The organism is Aquabacterium sp. (assembly GCF_036273115.1).
In the GTDB taxonomy this organism is placed as follows: domain Bacteria; phylum Pseudomonadota; class Gammaproteobacteria; order Burkholderiales; family Burkholderiaceae_C; genus Aquabacterium.
Map to the genome: position 1 here is coordinate 158,922 of NZ_DASUIN010000023.1, position 17,073 is coordinate 175,994.

The 17,073-nt window shown below is 63.8% G+C and carries 20 protein-coding genes; 5 read left to right on the top strand and 15 right to left on the bottom strand.

The genetic code is table 11. From position 1 onward, the window contains the following. Positions 1–71 precede the first annotated feature (71 nt). From VFW72_RS09675 to VFW72_RS09695, 5 genes are read left to right on the top strand one after another with little or no spacing between them, the layout of a single operon-like run. Positions 72–272: a hypothetical protein gene (locus tag VFW72_RS09675; protein ID WP_329674080.1), complete on the top strand. Its 201-nt coding sequence runs from the start codon at positions 72–74 to the stop codon at positions 270–272. A 22-nt stretch (positions 273–294) separates the two neighbouring features. Continuing rightward, on the top strand, positions 295–720 hold the full coding sequence (gene arsC, locus VFW72_RS09680) for an arsenate reductase (glutaredoxin) (protein ID WP_329674081.1): 426 nt from the start codon (positions 295–297) through the stop codon (positions 718–720). 12 nt (positions 721–732) lie between these two features. After that, the gene (gene arsA, locus VFW72_RS09685) at positions 733–2,484 is read left to right on the top strand and encodes an arsenical pump-driving ATPase (protein WP_329674082.1); all 1,752 of its coding nucleotides are present in this window, start codon (positions 733–735) and stop codon (positions 2,482–2,484) included. A gap of 27 nt (positions 2,485–2,511) precedes the next feature. Further along, positions 2,512–3,459 carry a cation diffusion facilitator family transporter gene (locus tag VFW72_RS09690; protein ID WP_329674083.1) on the top strand — a complete coding sequence of 316 codons (948 nt, stop codon included), beginning with the start codon at positions 2,512–2,514 and terminating at the stop codon, positions 3,457–3,459. 57 nt (positions 3,460–3,516) lie between these two features. Further along, positions 3,517–3,771, top strand: a complete 255-nt coding sequence (locus tag VFW72_RS09695) for a DUF2789 domain-containing protein (protein WP_329674084.1) — start codon at positions 3,517–3,519, stop codon at positions 3,769–3,771. Here the strand turns inward: VFW72_RS09695 and VFW72_RS09700 are convergent. The 15 genes from VFW72_RS09700 to VFW72_RS09770 form a co-directional block, all read right to left on the bottom strand. Next, the gene (locus VFW72_RS09700) at positions 3,765–4,970 is read right to left on the bottom strand and encodes a voltage-gated chloride channel family protein (RefSeq protein WP_329674085.1); all 1,206 of its coding nucleotides are present in this window, start codon (positions 4,968–4,970) and stop codon (positions 3,765–3,767) included. The genes VFW72_RS09695 and VFW72_RS09700 overlap by 7 nt on opposite strands. Next, entirely contained in the window at positions 4,967–6,151 is a 1,185-nt protein-coding gene (locus VFW72_RS09705; RefSeq protein WP_329674086.1) for an MFS transporter, read from the bottom strand. The genes VFW72_RS09700 and VFW72_RS09705 overlap by 4 nt, the downstream gene beginning before the upstream one ends. A gap of 51 nt (positions 6,152–6,202) precedes the next feature. Next, complete coding sequence (locus VFW72_RS09710; RefSeq protein ID WP_329674087.1) at positions 6,203–6,871, bottom strand: hypothetical protein; 669 nt, start codon at positions 6,869–6,871, stop codon at positions 6,203–6,205. Between the two features lie 89 nt (positions 6,872–6,960). Then, the gene (locus VFW72_RS09715) at positions 6,961–8,514 is read right to left on the bottom strand and encodes an alkaline phosphatase (RefSeq protein WP_329674088.1); all 1,554 of its coding nucleotides are present in this window, start codon (positions 8,512–8,514) and stop codon (positions 6,961–6,963) included. A 35-nt stretch (positions 8,515–8,549) separates the two neighbouring features. Next, positions 8,550–9,293: a PEP-CTERM sorting domain-containing protein gene (locus tag VFW72_RS09720; protein WP_329674089.1), complete on the bottom strand. Its 744-nt coding sequence runs from the start codon at positions 9,291–9,293 to the stop codon at positions 8,550–8,552. A gap of 119 nt (positions 9,294–9,412) precedes the next feature. After that, entirely contained in the window at positions 9,413–10,270 is an 858-nt protein-coding gene (locus VFW72_RS09725; protein WP_329674090.1) for an ankyrin repeat domain-containing protein, read from the bottom strand. Positions 10,271–10,273: 3 nt separating this feature from the next. After that, a complete protein-coding gene (locus VFW72_RS09730; RefSeq protein WP_329674091.1) occupies positions 10,274–11,098 on the bottom strand; it encodes a LuxR C-terminal-related transcriptional regulator in 825 nt (274 codons plus the stop codon). A 67-nt stretch (positions 11,099–11,165) separates the two neighbouring features. Continuing rightward, the gene (locus VFW72_RS09735) at positions 11,166–11,624 is read right to left on the bottom strand and encodes a type II secretion system protein (protein ID WP_329674092.1); all 459 of its coding nucleotides are present in this window, start codon (positions 11,622–11,624) and stop codon (positions 11,166–11,168) included. A 5-nt stretch (positions 11,625–11,629) separates the two neighbouring features. Continuing rightward, positions 11,630–12,022, bottom strand: coding sequence for a type II secretion system protein (locus VFW72_RS09740; protein WP_329674093.1), 393 nt, complete (start codon positions 12,020–12,022; stop codon positions 11,630–11,632). After that, positions 12,016–12,498, bottom strand: a complete 483-nt coding sequence (locus VFW72_RS09745; RefSeq protein WP_329674094.1) for a type II secretion system protein — start codon at positions 12,496–12,498, stop codon at positions 12,016–12,018. Before VFW72_RS09745 ends, VFW72_RS09740 begins: the two co-directional genes overlap by 7 nt. Continuing rightward, positions 12,479–14,665: a secretin N-terminal domain-containing protein gene (locus VFW72_RS09750; protein WP_329674095.1), complete on the bottom strand. Its 2,187-nt coding sequence runs from the start codon at positions 14,663–14,665 to the stop codon at positions 12,479–12,481. The genes VFW72_RS09745 and VFW72_RS09750 overlap by 20 nt, the downstream gene beginning before the upstream one ends. Continuing rightward, positions 14,662–15,210, bottom strand: coding sequence for a hypothetical protein (locus VFW72_RS09755; protein ID WP_329674096.1), 549 nt, complete (start codon positions 15,208–15,210; stop codon positions 14,662–14,664). Before VFW72_RS09755 ends, VFW72_RS09750 begins: the two co-directional genes overlap by 4 nt. 13 nt (positions 15,211–15,223) lie before the next feature. Beyond that, positions 15,224–15,829 carry a hypothetical protein gene (locus VFW72_RS09760; protein ID WP_329674097.1) on the bottom strand — a complete coding sequence of 202 codons (606 nt, stop codon included), beginning with the start codon at positions 15,827–15,829 and terminating at the stop codon, positions 15,224–15,226. Next, the gene (locus VFW72_RS09765; protein WP_329674098.1) at positions 15,826–16,437 is read right to left on the bottom strand and encodes a hypothetical protein; all 612 of its coding nucleotides are present in this window, start codon (positions 16,435–16,437) and stop codon (positions 15,826–15,828) included. Before VFW72_RS09765 ends, VFW72_RS09760 begins: the two co-directional genes overlap by 4 nt. After that, positions 16,434–17,066 carry a hypothetical protein gene (locus VFW72_RS09770; RefSeq protein ID WP_329674099.1) on the bottom strand — a complete coding sequence of 211 codons (633 nt, stop codon included), beginning with the start codon at positions 17,064–17,066 and terminating at the stop codon, positions 16,434–16,436. Before VFW72_RS09770 ends, VFW72_RS09765 begins: the two co-directional genes overlap by 4 nt. Positions 17,067–17,073 lie beyond the last annotated feature (7 nt).

Below are 17,073 nucleotides of genomic sequence, written 5' to 3' on the forward strand. Positions count from 1 at the left end.
CCGCGCGTCTGCATCCTTTTCGCTGGTGTTGCGTCTTCTTCAGTGAACCATTCAGGAGATGAATCATGTGCATGGGTTACGCCAAAGACATCAAGATCTGGGTCTGCGCTCAGGAACTGAGCGCGCGCGAACATTCGCTGGAACGCTGGGGCGCGTTGATCTGCGACGCTTCGGAGCCCCCACCCGCAATAAGCCTCGCAGAATCCCCTAAGCCGCTTGCGCTGAATGCATCGATTGCGCTGACGGCTGGCATCATGGGCGCATCGGCTTGACGCGCTCGCTTTCAACAAGAATATGACCGACACCATCATCTTCCACAATCCCAAGTGCGGCACCTCTCGCAACACCCTGGCCCTGATCCGCAATGCGGGCATCGAGCCCCGGGTGGTGGCCTATCTCGAAGCACCCCCCACCCGCGATGAGCTGGTGCAACTCATCCGTGACTGCGGCCTGAGCGTGCGCGAAGTGCTTCGCAGCAAAGGCGAGGTGTACGACGCCCTTCAGCTGGATGACCCCAAGTGGTCCGATGACCAGCTGATCGACTTCATGGTCGCCCACCCCATCTTGATCAACCGCCCGATTGTGGTCACCCCAAAAGGCACGCGCCTGTGTCGCCCGTCCGAACTGGTGCTCGACATCCTCACGCAAGCGCAAACAGGCCCCTTCACCAAGGAAGATGGCGAAGTGGTGATCGACGCCCAAGGGCGTCGGGTGAAGTAAGCGAGCCCTGACATGCATTTGCTGCCCCACCCCACACGCTACGTTTTCTTCACTGGCAAAGGTGGGGTCGGCAAAACCTCGCTGTCTACCGCCACTGCGCTGGCCCTGGCTGACTCAGGCAAGCGGGTTTTGCTGGTGAGCACCGACGCCGCATCCAACCTGGACGAGATGCTGGAAGGCACGCCCTTGCTGAACCATCCGACAGCCGTGGCGGGCGCGCCGGGTTTGTGGGTGCTCAACATCGATCCGCAAGCGGCTGCACAAGCCTATCGGGCGCGCGTGCTGGCCCAGATGGCGCACAACAGCGATGAGGAACGCCGCACCGTGCAAGAGCAGTTGTCTGGCGCCTGCACCACCGAGATCGCGTCGTTCGACGAATTCTCCTCGCTGCTGGCCAACGACCACCCCGACTACGATCACATCATCTTTGACACCGCGCCCACCGGCCACACCCTGCGGCTGCTGAGCCTGCCCAAAGCCTGGAGCGGATTCCTGGCCGGCAACGATCGCGGTGCCTCATGCCTGGGCCCACACTCGGGCCTGAAAATGCAAGAAACCCGCTTCAATGCGGCCATGCAAGCTTTGGCGAACCCCGAGTTGACCACCGTGGTTCTGGTGGCTCGCCCCGACCCGAGCACCTTGAACGAAGCCGCCCTCACGGCACAAGAGCTGCACGCCATGGGCTTGCAGCATCAACAGTTGGTCATCAATGCGGTGTTCCATGCCAGCGACCGGCAGGACCGAACCGCCATGGCCATGGAGTCGATGGGGCAAGCGGCGCTGTCGCAACTCCCCTCCCCACTGAACACGCTGCCCATTCAGCAGGTGCCCATGCGCCCGTTTGACACGGTGGGCCTGACGGCCCTGCGCGCCCTGCTGTCAGACCAACCCCTCACACCCCAAGCCTCTGGGGCCATCAGCACCCCGGCACCGCTGCCAGCACGCAAATTGCGCGAGTTGGCCGACGAACTGAGTACCCAGGGCAAAGGGCTGATCATGGTCATGGGCAAGGGCGGCGTGGGCAAAACCACCATCGCAGCCGCCCTGGCACTGGCCTTGGTCAGAAAGGGGCATGCGGTTCACCTCAGCACCACCGACCCGGCCGCCCATCTGGCGTCGACCCTGCAGGAAGAGGTGCCCGGGCTGGAGGTAAGCCGCATTGACCCCAAGGCCGAAACCCGCCACTACATCGACAAGGTCATGTCAAGCAAGGGCGCCAAACTCAGCCCGGACGAACGCGCCCTGCTGCTGGAGGATCTGCAGTCGCCCTGCACAGAGGAAGTCGCCGTCTTCCACGCCTTTTCTCGCACAGTGGCGCAGGCCCGCAGCGCCTTTGTGGTGCTGGATACCGCGCCCACTGGCCACTCTCTGTTGCTGATGGATGCCACGGGGGCCTACCACCGACAAATGACGCGGGAGTTCGAGCAAGCCAGCACGTCGGTTCATCTGGTGACCCCACTGATGCGACTGCAGGATGCGAACTACACCCGCGTCATCCTGGTGACCCTGCCCGAGATCACGCCTGTGTCTCAGGCTCAGGCGCTGCAGGAAGACCTTCAGCGCGCGAGCATTCAACCTTATGCCTGGGTCGTCAACAAGTCGATTGCGGCCACCGGCACCACCGACCCTCTGCTGCAAAGCCGTCTGCAAGGTGAATTGCGCCAGATGGCACGCATTCGCGATGGGCTGAGCGAGCGCTGCCATGTGGTGCCATGGTTGCCTGATCGCCCGGTGGGCGTGTCCGGGCTCGATCAGCTCTTGTGACTCTCGGCTTGTGGTGCAATGTGGGGCATGCCTCACCACCACGATCACGCCCATGATCATGACCACCACGGTCATGCCCATCACCACCATCACCACGCGCCCAGCTCGTTCAATCGCGCCTTTGCCACCGGCATTGGGCTGAACCTGCTGTTCGTGATCATCGAGGCCTTCTACGGCTGGCGTGCCGATTCTCTGGCCCTGCTGGCTGATGCCGGCCACAACCTCAGCGATGTGGCCGGGCTGGTGCTGGCCTGGGGCGGCGCGCTGGCGGGCAAGGTACAAGCCAGCTCACGTCATTCTTATGGCTTCAAGAAGGCCAGCATTCTGGCGGCCTTCATCAACGCCTTGCTGCTTCTCGTGGCCATGGGCTCGCTGGCCTGGGAAGCGGTGCTGCGGTTGCAATCGCCCCAACCGCTGGCCGGCTTGACGGTGATGGTCGTCGCCGGCATCGGCATTGTGATCAACACGGCCACCGCTTTGCTGTTCATGCGAGGCAGCGAGCACGATCTCAACCTGCGCGGCGCCTTCCTGCACATGGCCGCTGACGCGCTCGTATCGGCGGGCGTGGTGGTGGCGGGTGGCCTGGCCCTGTGGCAGGGATGGACCTGGCTGGACCCGGTGGCCAGCCTGCTGATCGCGGGGGTGATTGTGGTGGGAACCTGGAGCCTGTTTCGGCAGTCGGTTCACCTGCTGTTTGACGGCGTCCCTGCCCATGTGGACTTCGATGCCGTTCAGCATTGGCTGGAACACCAGCCCGGCGTGGCGCGCGTCCATGATCTGCACATCTGGGCCATGGGCACCTCGCACACCGCGCTGACAGCCCATCTGGTCATGCCCGAGGGCGGCGCTGACGATGCCTTCCTGCGCCACCTGAGCGAAGAACTCCAACACCGCTTCCGCATCGACCACAGCACGGTTCAGGTGGTCAAACAACCCTTCATGGAACCGTGCCTCAACTTGACGCACGAGCACTGACAGGCGTAAAAAGACAGCTTCCTGTGTGATGCCTCTACACGAGGTCGGGGAGTTGCCATGAACAATGGATTTCACTCGCTCAGCGAACTGTTTCGTCAACTCGGCTTGCCCGACAGCATCTACGAAATCGATCGCTTCGTGGCCATTCATGCGCCCCTGCCGCAAGGCCAGGTTTTGGCCGACGCGCCGTTCTGGGCTCCGACTCAGGCCAGCTTCCTACGCGAAGAGTTGGCCGACGATGCAGACTGGGCCGAGGTAATTGACATGCTCGATGCCCGCCTGCGCTGGTTGGTGATTCGAACCCTTCACTGACCCGACCACTTTCGGTGGTCGACACGCTGGGCCTTGTAGATACCCGTGTGTCCGGAACACAGGTAGCTGCACACACAAGCCAGCAAGGCGTAGACCCCGATGTCGGCGCCGAAGAGTTCCATGGCCATGAGCGTGCAGGCCAACGGGGTGTTGGCCGCGCCGGCAAACACCCCCACAAAGCCCAGCGCCGCCATCATGCCCAAGGGCTGATGCAGGACCGCTGACAGCGCATTGCCGAGGGTGGCCCCGATGAAGAACAGGGGCGTGACCTCCCCGCCCTTGAAGCCTGTGCCAATCGACAGCACGGTCAACACCCCCTTGGCCAGAAAGTCCCACATGGGCACGGGCTTCGCGAAAGCCTCGACCATCACGGGTACGCCCAAGCCGGCGTAACGCCAGGCACCCAAGCCCATCAGGCAAGCCACCAGGACCAGTCCACCCACGAAGGGGCGCAGCGGAGGATAGGTCACATGCTGACGCATGGCACCTGACAGCGCGTGCGCGCCCCGCGCGAACGCCCGACCGGCCAGGCCAAACAAGGCCCCGGCCGCCGCCACCGCCAACATCGAGCTCACACTGAGCGCCGACATGACCGACACCGCATAGTGGGTATGCGCAATGCCCCATGCCGCCGCGACCTGGTCGGCCACGACCGCCGCCACCGTACACGGCAACAAGGCGTCGTAGCGCAAGCGCCCCAAGGCCAGCACTTCCAGACCAAACACGGCCCCAGCCAAGGGCGTGCCGAACACCGACGCGAACCCGGCGCTGATGCCCGCCATCAAAATCAGACGACGATCTTCGCGCCGAAGCCGGAACACATGTGTCAACTGGTCGGACAAGGCCCCGCCCATTTGCACCGCCGTGCCCTCGCGTCCCACCGAGGCGCCAAACAGATGGGACAGCACCGTGCTGAGCAGCACCAGCGGCGCCATGCGCAAAGGCACCACTTGCCTCGGGTCATGGATCTCATCGATAAGCAGGTTGTTACCTGCCTCCACCGACCGGCCAAATCGCCAATACACCCACCCCACGACAAAGCCGATGAAGGGCAGCCCCCACACCAATTCCCGATGGGCCTCACGCGTTTGAGTCGCCCAGTCGAGCAAGAAAAGGAAAGCAGCCGAGGCCGAGCCCGCCAGCCCTGCGACCAAGGTGGACAAGACCACCCACTTCAACACATACCGCAACACCTTCATGACTCGACACCCCTAGGCGGCACCTTCACCCAGACCAGCAACAAGACAGCAGCCAAAGCCGCGCAACTGGCAGAAAAACCGAAGGCCACCGTCGGCGACAGCCCTTCGTAGAGCCAACCAAACGCCAACGAAGCCGGCAACAAGCCCACCCCGGCGGTGAGATGGAACCAGCCAAATGCGGCCCCACGTCGGTTCGCAGGGGCCAGGTCGGCGACCAGGGCTTTTTCAACCCCTTCGGTGGCCGCCATGAACAAGCCATAGAAACCGAACAGGGCAAACAGCGTCAGCCCCCCACCCTGAAGCCCTCCCATGGCCGCATAGAACAGGGCATAAGCCCCATAGCCTGCCACCAACATGCGAATGCGCCCGACACGGTCGGACCAGGCGGACAAGGGCGTGGAAAAAAACATGGCCACAGCCGACACCGCAGCCCACAGCAGAGGCACCTGAGCCGCAGGCACGCCCAGCTCGCGCGCGCGCAGCAGGAGGAACATGTTCGACGAGTTGCCCAAGGTGAACAAGGCCACCACGAGCAGATAGCGCCGAAACCCCGGTGGCAGATTGCCGACCCGCCAATCGAACGCAGGGGGCGCAGCCGACACGTCAACGGGCGCCTCGCGAATGCCCAAGGCCAGCAACAGGCACAGCACCGCGGGCAACAAGGCCCACAAGAAAATATCGCGCAAGGGCATGCCCGCCGCGAGCAAGCCCGCAGCCAGCACAGGGCCCAGAACCGACCCAGCGTTGTCCATGGCCCGATGCAGACCGAAAGCCAGCCCCCGCTGACCGGGCGCCACACTGGCGGCCAGCAAGGCATCGCGCGGAGACGACCGCAAGCCCTTGCCGACCCGATCGGCAAAGCGCACCAGCATCAACCCGGGCCAAGCTGTGACCCAAGCAATGAGGGGCCGACTGAACCCCGCCAAGCCATACCCGAACACGATCCACGGGCGCGAGCGCTGGGTACGGTCGACCACCACCCCGGAGAACAACTTGAGCAAACTGGCCGACGCCTCGGCCACCCCTTCAATGAGCCCCAGCGCGCGTGGCCCTGCCATCAACACCGACGACAGGTACAGCGGAATGATCGGGTAGAGCATTTCGCCAGCGCTGTCGTTGACCAGACTGATCAAGCCGATCAGCCAGACGGTACGCGGCAGCGCCAGAATGGCTTGCAGCATGAAGGCCCTCCAGGGAAGGCCTTCATTATCGTGCCTTCGTCAGAAACGGCCTCAGTCGTGGCCGTGCTCGTGCTCGACTCGCCAGCCCAGTTGCACATCCAGGTGCATGGCTTTCTTGACAACGGGGTTGTATTCCATGTCGCCAAAGTCAGAGGCATCCAGGCGGGTGTAGTGATCCAGTGCCTGATGCGCCGCCACGATGGCGTCAGGCAACGTGGCCGGCTGCTTGAGCAAGGTGAAGCGCACCGACTTGCCATGCGCCGAGCGCAGCAGCGAACGTGGCAGAGAGGGCTCTTCCAACCACTCCACCTTCACCTGCTCCTCACCCAACCGGCCTTGGTACGAGGCCACGCCGGCCTTGCGCCCTGTGGGCTTGAGCTTGCTCAGCTTGGTCGGGTCAAAGATCGAGGCCAACTCGTCCCACACGGGGGTCACACCCAGGGTGCGCAATTCGCCTGCGGTGTACTCGACGATCGTGCGGTCGTCATGAAACACGCGTTCAAAGGAAATCTGCCCAGCCTGATCACGACGCCAGATGTCGTCCATCTGGGGCTTGTAAATCGTGATGCGCTGCGGCTCACGCTGGATGTACCAGGTCTGGCTCTGCACGGCACGCTTGCCGGATTGCAACTCGACGCGATAGGACGCGGTGACGGGATCGGCCGCCTGGGCCACCACACTGGTCACACACAGGATCAGGCTCAAGAACAATGCACGCATGACATCTCTCTACAACTTGGGGAAAGGCAAGAGCCAAGCACAAAGGCCAACCCGAAGGTTGGCCCATGTGACTCAACTCACATTCAGCATCAGAAACCGAAGGCTTCCTTCATGATGTGGAAGATCCAGTTCTGTTCCATGCTGCCGCGCACCAGGTAAGCCTTGGGGCCACGAGCCCAGATGCCAACGTCTTCACCGGCGTGGGTTTCGGAACCCGCCAGAGGAATGGCCGCTTGCTGCAGGAAGTTCAGCGAAGTGGTGTCCACGCTGCTCAGGTCAGGACGCACGCCCGAAGCCAGAGTGGCCGCCGTCACGCCAGGACCGTTCTGGTAACCCAGGGTGGTGTAGGGCTTGCCATCGTCGGCCTTCGAGGCCACGGGCTGGTTGCCGTCCACAGCAGGCACTTCCTTGACCAGGCCCAGGATGTCGTTGCCACGGTGTGGGTAACCAGCGATGGTGAAGGTGTGGCTGTGGTCAGCCGAAACCACGATCAGGGTGTCGGCTTCGTTGGTCATTTCCATGGCCTTGCGCACAGCGTTCGACAACTCGATGGTGTCGATCAGAGCGCGCTTGGCGTTGCCGGCGTGGTGGGCATGGTCGATGCGACCGGCTTCAATTTGCAGGAAGAAGCCGTTGGGGTTCTTCTGGAGCATCTTGATGGACTTTTCGGTCATCTCGGTCAGCGAAGGCTCACCACCCGTGTCGGTGGCACGATCGGCTTCGTACTGCATGTGCGAGGGCTCGAACAAGCCCAGCAGGTACTCGGTGCTGCTGGGGTCGATGGCGTCGAAGCCCGCCTTGTTCCACACATACTGAGCGCCGTTGCCGCGGGTGCTGACCCACTCGGCAGTCAGGTTACGACCGTCGTTGCGACGACCCTTGGTGGCGGGGTACTCTGGATCGTAGAACGAAGCGCCGTTCACTGCCTTGGGCAGGAAGTAGGTGCGACCACCACCCAGCGCAACCTTCAGGCTGTTGCGCACGGTGGGCGAGACTTCGATCAACTGGCGAGCGATGTCCTTGACGCCGCAGCCTGCGGGCTCGTTCGAATCGGCTTCCCAATCACGCACAGGGGTGTGGGCGTAGTTGGCGGCCGGAGTGGCGTGGGTGATGCGAGCCGTGGAGACCACACCGGTGGACTTGCCAGCATTGGCAGCGATTTCCAGCATGGTGGGCAGCGAGTTGGCGGCCACGACGTTGGCATCGCACTCACCGCGTGCGGTGGTGTGGTTGACCGACAGCATGCCCTCACGGGTCTTGTAGCCAGTGACCATGGCGGTCATGGTGGGGGCAGAGTCAGAGGTCTGCTGGTCCCAGGAATAGGTCTTCGACAGGGCCGAGTAAGGCAGGGTTTCGAACGACAGGCGGTTTTCTTCGCCGGTCTTGCCCTTGAGTTGGCCTTCCAGAATGCGTGCGGCGGTCTGGGTGGAGATGCCCATGCCATCGCCCACGAAGAAGATCACGTTCTTGGCGCGGCGGGTGTTGGGGGCCAGCTTCTTGGCATCGGCAATGAACTGGTTGCCGGCGTTGTACCAATCGGTCACGGCTTCAGCGCCTTGCACCACGGGGGCGGCGGCCTGTGCGGGGGTCATGGAGACCAGCAAAGCTGCGATGGCAGCGGTGGAAAGAGTCAGTTTGAACATGAAGGTTACTCCTCGGTATCAGATCAGAACAGAAATCAGCGACGACGGGTTTTGACACCCAGCAGCAGGCCCACGCCCACGAGGGCCAAAGCGAAGCTCTCTGGTTCGGGCACGGCGGTCACATTCAGCGCCACGTTGTCCACGCCCACTTGCATCGAACCCAGGGTGTTCACACCCGCAAAGCGCAGGGTGTAGCTCTGGCCTGCTTGCAAGCCCAGATCGGCCAAAGAGAATTCGTAGTGTTGGTAGGCGTTAGGGCCAGCGACCAGAGCGGGCGACACCGCAAACGAGCGCAGCAGATCAGCCGCTTGGGTCGAAAAGGCATCGACACCGGCCTTGAGCAGATCGACGCGCAGCTGCACGTTGTCAAGATCCAGGCTCAGCCCCTGGGCTGCATCGCTGAAGGCCGTTTCGCTGCCAATGGTGGCGTAGTTGACGAACGAGTCAAACGAGAGAATGGCCGATTGAACAGCACCGGCCCCGATGGTGAAGGTTTGCGACAAGCTGGCGCGCGAAGGGGCCAGCAGATCGATCAGGGCGTAGTGAGCACCAGAGGCCGCACCCACTGTGCCGTAGCCCGACACGGGTGACACGGCGCTGTCATTGACCATGACCCCACCGAAGATGCCCTCTTCGGCAACCTGCCAACCAGAGATGGCGTCAGGCGATTGAACGAAATGGCCATCCGCTTCGAAACCACCGTTTTGAATGACGTTGGCGGCATGGGCCTGACCCAGCACGGCGGCAGCCAGGGCGACTGTCAACAGTTTGAACTTCATTGATTGACTCCTAGAACAACTCTGAAGGGGCATCGCGAAGGTGCAATGCCGCGTGTTTGTTTCAGGAGCAATCGTCGCGTTCTACCGTGACAGCGACATGAATGCGGGCATGAGCCCTTTCAAGGTTGTGGCGCGTCGAGGCGGTCGATCAACACTTGCGACAAGACCGACGGCACGGCCACATGCTGCGCACGCAGAAAGGCCAGCGTTTCACGCTGCTCACCCAAGGCGGCGGCATGCACGGCATTGAGGCGATGGCGATCAGGCTCGGCATACACGGCCCCGGCGCGCGCCAAGGCGTGCATGGCAGGAATCTGACCAAACAGCGCGGCCTCGGCCATCGCATGACGCCCCTGGCGGTTATAGGCGCGCCAGTCGGCACCTTGCGCGATCAGCAGATCAATCAGACGAACTTGCCCCGTGGCACAGGCCAGATGCAAAGGCAACTGGCCGCTGGCGCTCGGCACATCCACGCGGGCGCCCTTTCGCAAGAGATCGCGCACGACCAGCTCATGCCCCTTCACCACTGCCGCGGCCAAGGGCGTCCAGCCTGCCGCGCCGATGCGGTCCAACTCGGCGCCACGGCGCATGAGTTCTCGCACCAACTCCAGTTGCCCGGCCGCGGAAGCCAAGGTCAATGATGTGGCACCTGTGACCGGGTCTTTCACATTGATGTCAGGATTGGCCTTTTTCAGATAAGCCATGGCATCGGCCCACTGGCGCTGCTGCAGCAAGCGCATCCACTCTCGCTCGACCGCGCCTTCGCGAGACGATTCGAGTTGATGCCAGGGCCCGCCCTGCTTGATGAGGGCAAACGTCTCGTCAGCCAGCGGCCCATGGCGCTCGGCTTCCACGGCAGGCACAGCAAAGGCCGACCAGTCGGTCGTTTCTTGCGCCTGGGCAGACAAGGCCACGGAACAAAACAGCACCGTACTCAAGACCACCGTCTGGGCGGCATTCAAAGGCAATCGATTCATGACTCAGGGATAGGATTCGCTGCCCGCCGAGTTGGAGCCGAACGCATTCATGGTCATGGCTTTGGCCACAGCCTGTGCACGGTTGGCCGCCCCCAGCTTGCGCAAGATTTTTTGAACGTGGTTCTTGACGGTCAGCGCGCTGATGCCCAGCTTCTCGCTGATCTGTTGGTTGCTCAGCCCATCACGCACCCACAACAGGATTTCCCGCTCACGCTCGGTGATGGGGGTGATGCGCTGATACGGTGTGCTCAGCACCTGATGCATGGTGGGGGCCCGCACGGGCACCATCTGGCGCTCGGTCACGCACACACGCTGATAGGTCAAGTGCACGCACGGCAAGAGCATGTCGAGCGCGGCCACCGCGTCGTCGCTGTAATGCGTGCGAGGCTGGGCAAACAAGAAAAAGCTCTCGATTTCGTCCGGGCGGCCTGGTCGGGTCACGCCATGCACCAGCAACTGCTCAAAGCCGAGGTCCATCAGGGAGGCCCAGACGGGGTGCTCCGAGGCCAACTCGTTCAGATCCAGCCGACACGATTGCTGGCGGGTTCGCTTCCAGTTCTGCAAGGCGGCGCTCATGATCTCCGAGCGCGCATCCTTCAGCTCTTCGATCACATCGGGGGGAACCGGAATGCTGTTGAAGATGTCAAACACCACGTCGCGCTGCTCGCGGTCATAGGCGCCGCACACGCTGACCTTGTGCGGCAACCAGCGCTGCAGATCCCCTTGGCTCCACATGAAGAACTGGTGACGCCGACGCACCTGGGGCGCCGCTTCGATGATTCGAAGGAGGCACTCAGACTGCTCGGGTGCGATGTGTTGGTGTGACATGTTGCTTGGGCTTGATAGCGCGATCAGTCTATGCAGCTTGAATGACGGTTTGTTGACGATTTCACGTTCAACGGGGCCGAATGGCGGGTTGACCTTGCTCGAATCGCCAGGCTTCGTAAGAGTCCACGCCATCCGGACCACGCAGAGGATGGCCCTGGGCCTGGCTGTAGACCCCCTTGATCCCGGGGCCTTCGCGAATCAGACCCCACGGGCGGCCCGTCATGGGGTCGGGCCACAGGCGCCGCAAGTGCCGCACCGTGTGCCCTCGGCGGCGATCGTCCAGCAACTCGGCCCAGCTGGTGGGCAAGCGTTTGGGCTGGCCGTCTGGCGCCTGGTCGTAGAAGGCATCAATGGCCCGACGGATCTGCTCACCCCGAAAGACCAACTCCATCTCGCGCTGACGCCGCGACTCCATCATCCAATGCTGACCGAGCGCAGCCAGCACGATCGAGCTGATGGCCACCCACCACAAGATCATCAGATAGGTGAAGCCGTGTTGACGGCCTGGCTCTGTGCGTGCGGTCATGCCCCTCACCAGGTATTGAAGGCGGTGCCGTCTTGCGCCCGCATCGACGCGCCACTGCGCACGTCGGCCATGCGCCCCGTCACGGCACTGTCAGGCGGGGGCGGCAACATCAGCCAGCTGTCGCTGCGACCCGTGATGGGGTCTTGCGGAATCTGGCGCAGATAGCCGGCCTTGACCATGTCTTCCAGCGAATCCGGGTAGCGCCCTTTGTCGGCGGCGTACTTGTCGATGGCGTCTCGCATGGTGTTGAGCGAGGTGCGCAAGGTGGCTTCGCGGGCGTTGTCCACCGAGCGCTGATAGCGTGGCGCGACCAGGCTGGCCAGCAGCGCAATGATGGCCAACACCACGATCAGCTCGATCAGGGTGAAGCCCTGGCGCTGACACCGATGACTCACCATCGCCGATAGGGTGTGCCGTCCAGGCTCACCCCCTCCGTGAGGGAATAGACGTCGAACACATCCGCTCCTGGCGCTGGTGCATCAGGCGGGCTGGCATAGCTGCGCAGCCCCCAGGTCAGCGCGGCCGGCACATCGGCCGGGGCAAAAGGGTCGCGCGGCAGGCGCCGCAAAAAGTAAATGCGTCCGGCCTTGGGCGATGACGCATCGGGCACCCCATTGACCAGCACCAGCAGATTGGGGGGGTAGCCACTTTGCTCGGCCTTGCGCTCAATGCGCCCTTGGTCCCAGGCGTGCTTGTAGTCGTCTATCGCCGTGCGCAAGGTGCGCAGGGCCTGGCGCAACTCGGCTTCCTGAGCGCGCTTCTTGCTCATGGCGGCCAGCGGCATGGCTGCGCTGGCCAGAATGCCCACCATCATCACCACAATGACCATCTCGATCAAAGTGAAGCCTCGCTGATCAACGGTCGGGTAGCTCATTCGTTTCCTCGCTCGGCGTGTCCGCCGGCTGGGCCGCGCGTGGGTCGCGAATGCGGATCAACCAGGGCGAGCCCCCCGCGTCAATCGACACCGCCGTCTCGGTACTGGGCTGGCCAGCGCGCACGGACAAGGTCACCGCCTTGCTGCCACGTGGCGGCACCTCGACTGGCACCCGCCCTCCCGACGCCTTGGCGTCGGCCGCATCCAGCACGCCGGCGTCGTACACCACCGTGGTGTTGAGCGGTTCGGCGGCGGGGTTGTAGACGGTGACCTGGAACGAGGCGCCAGACAAGACCTCATCAGGCCCACTGACACGGACCGCCTGGGTGTTGGCTGCCCCGCCCGGCACGCCACCGGTCAGTGCCTGCGGCCGCGCTGCCGCTGCGCCACCCACGCCAGGGCTGGATGAGGCCTGGCCACGTTGAATGAACAAGGCGGGCGCGCCCGGTTGCGCCTCGGTGCCCGAGGGCATGGCTGATCCGGCAGCGGCGGGCTGCGTGAGGTTGCGCACGATATGAGGCGTGATCAGCAACACCACTTCGGTCTTGTTATGGCTGTCGGTGGTAGTGCCAAACAAGCGTCCGGCCACGGGCATGTCGTGCAGGCCAGGAATGCCCACCGAGCTGCGGCTTTCCTGGTCGTTGATGAGGCCAGCCAGAATCTGGGTTTCGCCATCTTTGAGGCGCAAAGTGGTGGACGCCTGGCGGGTGCCGACCTGATAGGCTAGCGAGCCACTGGGCCCATTCACTTTGCCCGTGATGCTGCTGACCTCCAGCTCCACCTTGATGCTGACATCGTTGTCAAGCTGAACGCGGGGCTCGATATCGAGTTTCAAGCCTACATCCAGATAGCTGACCGAGGCCGATACACCGACGTTGGCGGTTGAGGTGGTGGTGAACACGGGCAGCTTCTCGCCCAGCAGCACCTTGGCCCTTTCCTTGTTGCGGGCACGAATCTTGGGGTTGGCCAACAGGTTGGTGGCATCGGCCGAGCCCTTCAGGGTGGCCACCACCAAGGGGTTGGCCGCACTCCAGCGCAGGCCTTGGCGCGAATCGACCAAGGTGGCCGTAGAGGCCGCAGGCAAGCCGTAGTTGACGGTGGTGGGCCAGCTCAGCCCCAGCTGATCGAGCTTGTTGCTCGATACCTCCATGACTTGCAGATCCAGCATGACCTCTGGGTCCGGCAGGTCGACGTTCTGCACCAGGCGCTCGACCAGGCGCATGACTTCGGGGGTGTCCCGCACGACCAGCAGGTTCAGGCGTTCGTCGACAAAGATGTCGCGCGACTTGGCCACGGTGCGCACCAGCGATTGCACCTGCTTCGGATCGGCATTGGTCAGATAGAAGCTGCGGGTGACGGTGTCGAGCAGGTCGCGCTGCTTTTGCTGCGTGTTGGGGAACACCAGCACCGTGTTGGCATTGAGCAGCTTGTAGCCCAACTGCTGGGTGTTGAGAATGACGCGCAAGGCCTCGTCCACCGTGGTCTGGCGCAGGAAGAGTGTGATCTTGGCTTCACCGCGCACATCCTTGTCGAACACGAAGTTCACATTGGCGGCGCGGGCCAAGGCCTCGAACACGGTGCGAATGGGCGCTTCGCGGAACTCCAGGTTGACCGGCTGCGCCGCCGTGGCCAATTGCAGGTTGCTACGCTGGCGGGACTGCGATTCCCGAGCCTCATCGACTTGGGCCAGCAAGGCCTTCGCTTCAGCATGCCCGGGGTCTTCGCTCAACACCGTGCGCAGCACGGGCTCGGCTTTGGCATAAGCCTGTTCGGCCAAGGCCTGGCGAGCCTCCACCATGAGGCGCTGATGTCGCTTGATGCGATCCACCTCGGATCGCATCCACACCGTGCGAGGATGTCCCGGCGCCGCTTTTTCCAATCGGCTCAACACGCCTTCGACATCGGCGAGATTGCCAGCGGCTCGCGCTGCATCGGCCTGGTACAGCAAATGCGCCACGGTGGTGTCGCGCTGCTTGATCCACGCCGTGCGAACGGCTTGGTCGTCCTCATGGGCCTCGATGCTTTGCTGCAGGCGCGCCAAGGCGGCTTCGTGCTGGCCCAGTTGCGCCAGCTTGTCGGCATCACGCAAGGCGGTGTTGGCGCACGCGGCCAACATGACAGAAGCAAGCAATGCGGCCCAGCGGGTGGGGTGGAAACGGAACTTCATGGGGTTTGCATCGCCACGGTTTGTGCCTGGTTGAGAGGCAGGTAAATCAATTGCATCTGTCGATCGCGGATGTGTTCAACGCGCCACTGGCCTTCGATGACCTGGCCCTCGGCGAGCACCCAGGTCGTTTGCGGCCCAGTCACCACGGCCATGTCGTTGAAGCGGCCCACCCAGGCATGCGGAAAGCGCGGGGCCTGGGGCGGCGGCGGGGCAAGCTGCACCACCTTCACCTCCGGCGGTGGCGGGGGTCGCGACGCGCCCCACGCTCGCAGCTCCGACTCCGGCTTGAGACCGATGGGCTCGCGCTGCTTCCATGCAGCGATGTCTCGCGCCAGGTCTCGTGCGGGGCGAATGGCCGCAGAAGCAGTGGAAGCCGCCAAGGCAGAAGCCCGAACTGGAGCGGCCACCCCGGCCCGCGCTGCCGCGGGAGAGGCCGATGCCCCCGACGACTTCACGGCTTCCACCGTGCCCTCATCGTCTTGCAAGGCCACCCACAAGGTCGCGCCCAAGGCCAGCGCCAAAGCCAACCACAACGGCTTTCTCATTGCCCAGCCTTTCTCATGGCGTGCCACCCGACGTCTGACTGACGCGCCACCACACCGACAGACTGACTCGCCCCTTGACCGAATCGGTACTGGTGTCACTGCGACTGAGCTCCAGCATGTCCAGGCTCAGTGCCGACTGCCCCAGCAGGGTGCCCAACCAGGCGCGCACATCGGCGTATCGCCCTTCGATGGGCATGGCCACGCGCTGTCGCCACAGCGCTTGCCCTTGATGCGACGACCAAGCCTCGATGCCCCCGCGGTATTGAATCGACTGGCTGTTGACCCCCAACTGAGTGGCCGAGTGACTGATGGCCTTCAACAAGCTGACCCGCTGGGACGCGTCGGGCAAGGTGTCCCACACCGACTGCCAGGCCACATCAGGTGACAAGCGGGCCCAATCAACTGCACCAGGCTGGGCCTCCTGCTCAGCCTGCCCGGCCGCATGCTCTCGCAAGCTGTTTCGCAACTGCCGCACACGTGAGGCCTTGGCCTCGACCTCGGCCTGTTGCGCCGGCAGCCATTGCCGCTCCACCCACGCTGCGCCCAGCAGCAGGGCCAGCCCGACCAGCCCAGGCAGCCCCAGTGAACGCGCCCAGCGCCATAGGACCTGCGTCTTCATGGCCGCCCCCTTTGCCAGCTGATCTCGGCTCGCCAGGGGTAATCGCCCTGCGGCGACGGCGCAGGCGAGGGCAAGCGTTCACGCGCGAGCAACTGCGCCCCGGCCCCATGGGCATCAGCCCAACGCAAGGCGTCCTCATCGGACAGCACCGCCGCACTCAACCTCACGGTCGCAGCGGTGGCATCCACTGCAGCCGCATCGAGATCGACGCTCAAAGCCAGCAGCAGCGCCTGCTCGTGCAAGGCGGCCAGCTCGACCTGGTCCAGCACCTTTGCCCAGGGATAGGCCAGCTTGCTGACCACGCCCTGCGCGGAACGCAAGGCTTCAGCCGACCAGGCGGCACCCCCGGCCGCACCTGAGGCCCCGGAGGCCGGCCGCATGGGCGCCTGAGCCAACTTCTGCTGGTGTTCCGCGCGTTGCAGTCGATGCAGGCTGGCCTCCTCTTGCGCCTGCTGTTGCGCCACCGACTGCACCTGGTCAGCGGCCATCAAGGCCAGACACAAGCCGATCACGAGCAGCGCCCACCCCCATACCGAGGTGCGAACCCGCGGGCCCACAAAATCAAGTTCACGGGCCCAGTCGTGAGCCATCGCCGAGCGTCGGATCATGCCGCCTCCGCTTCGCACCAGAGCTGCCGCACTTGAACGGGCTGCCCCGCATGCTCTTCCCACGCCAGGGAGGCTCGTACCGTCAGGCCCGGTTCACAAGCCGACCAGGGTTGCAGGCTCTCGCCCAGATCGCACTGAGCACGCACATGCTGCGCCAGTTGGCGAATCCACCAGGGCCCCATCCACACCAGTTTGATCGCATGGGCACGCGCGGCGGCCTGCACCCCATCGAGCAAAGCTCGGGGCATGGCGCAGTGCAAGGCCTGCCCTGCCCCCATGTCCACCTGACGACGCACCCAGTGCTGATGCAGCTCGTCTTCGCTGACGCCGTAGTAGTGCTGCCAGACCGCAGGCGCCTCTTCGCCAACCGTGACCAGCAACCAGTGAGCAGACAGGCCCACTTCCACGCAAGCCCCGGCGTGCTCGGCACACCATTGCGCCCAGCCTTGCAGGGCCGCTTCGATGGCCACCGCCGATTGCCCTGGCATGGCCACCACCTCGGAGGGCTGACCACCATCGGGCTCGCCCCGGCCCCCCACGGGAACCGGCTGCAGATCGACACGCAAGGGCCGCCAGGCCGTGCGCAAGCGAACTTGCCAGCGGCGGGCCAGGGTCTGAACCATCGTCATTGCAGTC

What these genes read in the sequence shown, in the direction of transcription:
- VFW72_RS09675 (WP_329674080.1), top strand. Translation starts at nt 72, where the DNA reads ATGGGTTACGCCAAAGACATCAAGATCTGGGTCTGCGCTCAGGAACTG.
- arsC (WP_329674081.1), top strand. Translation starts at nt 295, where the DNA reads ATGACCGACACCATCATCTTCCACAATCCCAAGTGCGGCACCTCTCGC.
- arsA (WP_329674082.1), top strand. Translation starts at nt 733, where the DNA reads ATGCATTTGCTGCCCCACCCCACACGCTACGTTTTCTTCACTGGCAAA.
- VFW72_RS09690 (WP_329674083.1), top strand. Translation starts at nt 2,512, where the DNA reads ATGCCTCACCACCACGATCACGCCCATGATCATGACCACCACGGTCAT.
- VFW72_RS09695 (WP_329674084.1), top strand. Translation starts at nt 3,517, where the DNA reads ATGAACAATGGATTTCACTCGCTCAGCGAACTGTTTCGTCAACTCGGC.
- VFW72_RS09700 (WP_329674085.1), bottom strand. Translation starts at nt 4,970, where the DNA reads ATGAAGGTGTTGCGGTATGTGTTGAAGTGGGTGGTCTTGTCCACCTTG.
- VFW72_RS09705 (WP_329674086.1), bottom strand. Translation starts at nt 6,151, where the DNA reads ATGCTGCAAGCCATTCTGGCGCTGCCGCGTACCGTCTGGCTGATCGGC.
- VFW72_RS09710 (WP_329674087.1), bottom strand. Translation starts at nt 6,871, where the DNA reads ATGCGTGCATTGTTCTTGAGCCTGATCCTGTGTGTGACCAGTGTGGTG.
- VFW72_RS09715 (WP_329674088.1), bottom strand. Translation starts at nt 8,514, where the DNA reads ATGTTCAAACTGACTCTTTCCACCGCTGCCATCGCAGCTTTGCTGGTC.
- VFW72_RS09720 (WP_329674089.1), bottom strand. Translation starts at nt 9,293, where the DNA reads ATGAAGTTCAAACTGTTGACAGTCGCCCTGGCTGCCGCCGTGCTGGGT.
- VFW72_RS09725 (WP_329674090.1), bottom strand. Translation starts at nt 10,270, where the DNA reads ATGAATCGATTGCCTTTGAATGCCGCCCAGACGGTGGTCTTGAGTACG.
- VFW72_RS09730 (WP_329674091.1), bottom strand. Translation starts at nt 11,098, where the DNA reads ATGTCACACCAACACATCGCACCCGAGCAGTCTGAGTGCCTCCTTCGA.
- VFW72_RS09735 (WP_329674092.1), bottom strand. Translation starts at nt 11,624, where the DNA reads ATGACCGCACGCACAGAGCCAGGCCGTCAACACGGCTTCACCTATCTG.
- VFW72_RS09740 (WP_329674093.1), bottom strand. Translation starts at nt 12,022, where the DNA reads ATGGTGAGTCATCGGTGTCAGCGCCAGGGCTTCACCCTGATCGAGCTG.
- VFW72_RS09745 (WP_329674094.1), bottom strand. Translation starts at nt 12,498, where the DNA reads ATGAGCTACCCGACCGTTGATCAGCGAGGCTTCACTTTGATCGAGATG.
- VFW72_RS09750 (WP_329674095.1), bottom strand. Translation starts at nt 14,665, where the DNA reads ATGAAGTTCCGTTTCCACCCCACCCGCTGGGCCGCATTGCTTGCTTCT.
- VFW72_RS09755 (WP_329674096.1), bottom strand. Translation starts at nt 15,210, where the DNA reads ATGAGAAAGCCGTTGTGGTTGGCTTTGGCGCTGGCCTTGGGCGCGACC.
- VFW72_RS09760 (WP_329674097.1), bottom strand. Translation starts at nt 15,829, where the DNA reads ATGAAGACGCAGGTCCTATGGCGCTGGGCGCGTTCACTGGGGCTGCCT.
- VFW72_RS09765 (WP_329674098.1), bottom strand. Translation starts at nt 16,437, where the DNA reads ATGATCCGACGCTCGGCGATGGCTCACGACTGGGCCCGTGAACTTGAT.
- VFW72_RS09770 (WP_329674099.1), bottom strand. Translation starts at nt 17,066, where the DNA reads ATGACGATGGTTCAGACCCTGGCCCGCCGCTGGCAAGTTCGCTTGCGC.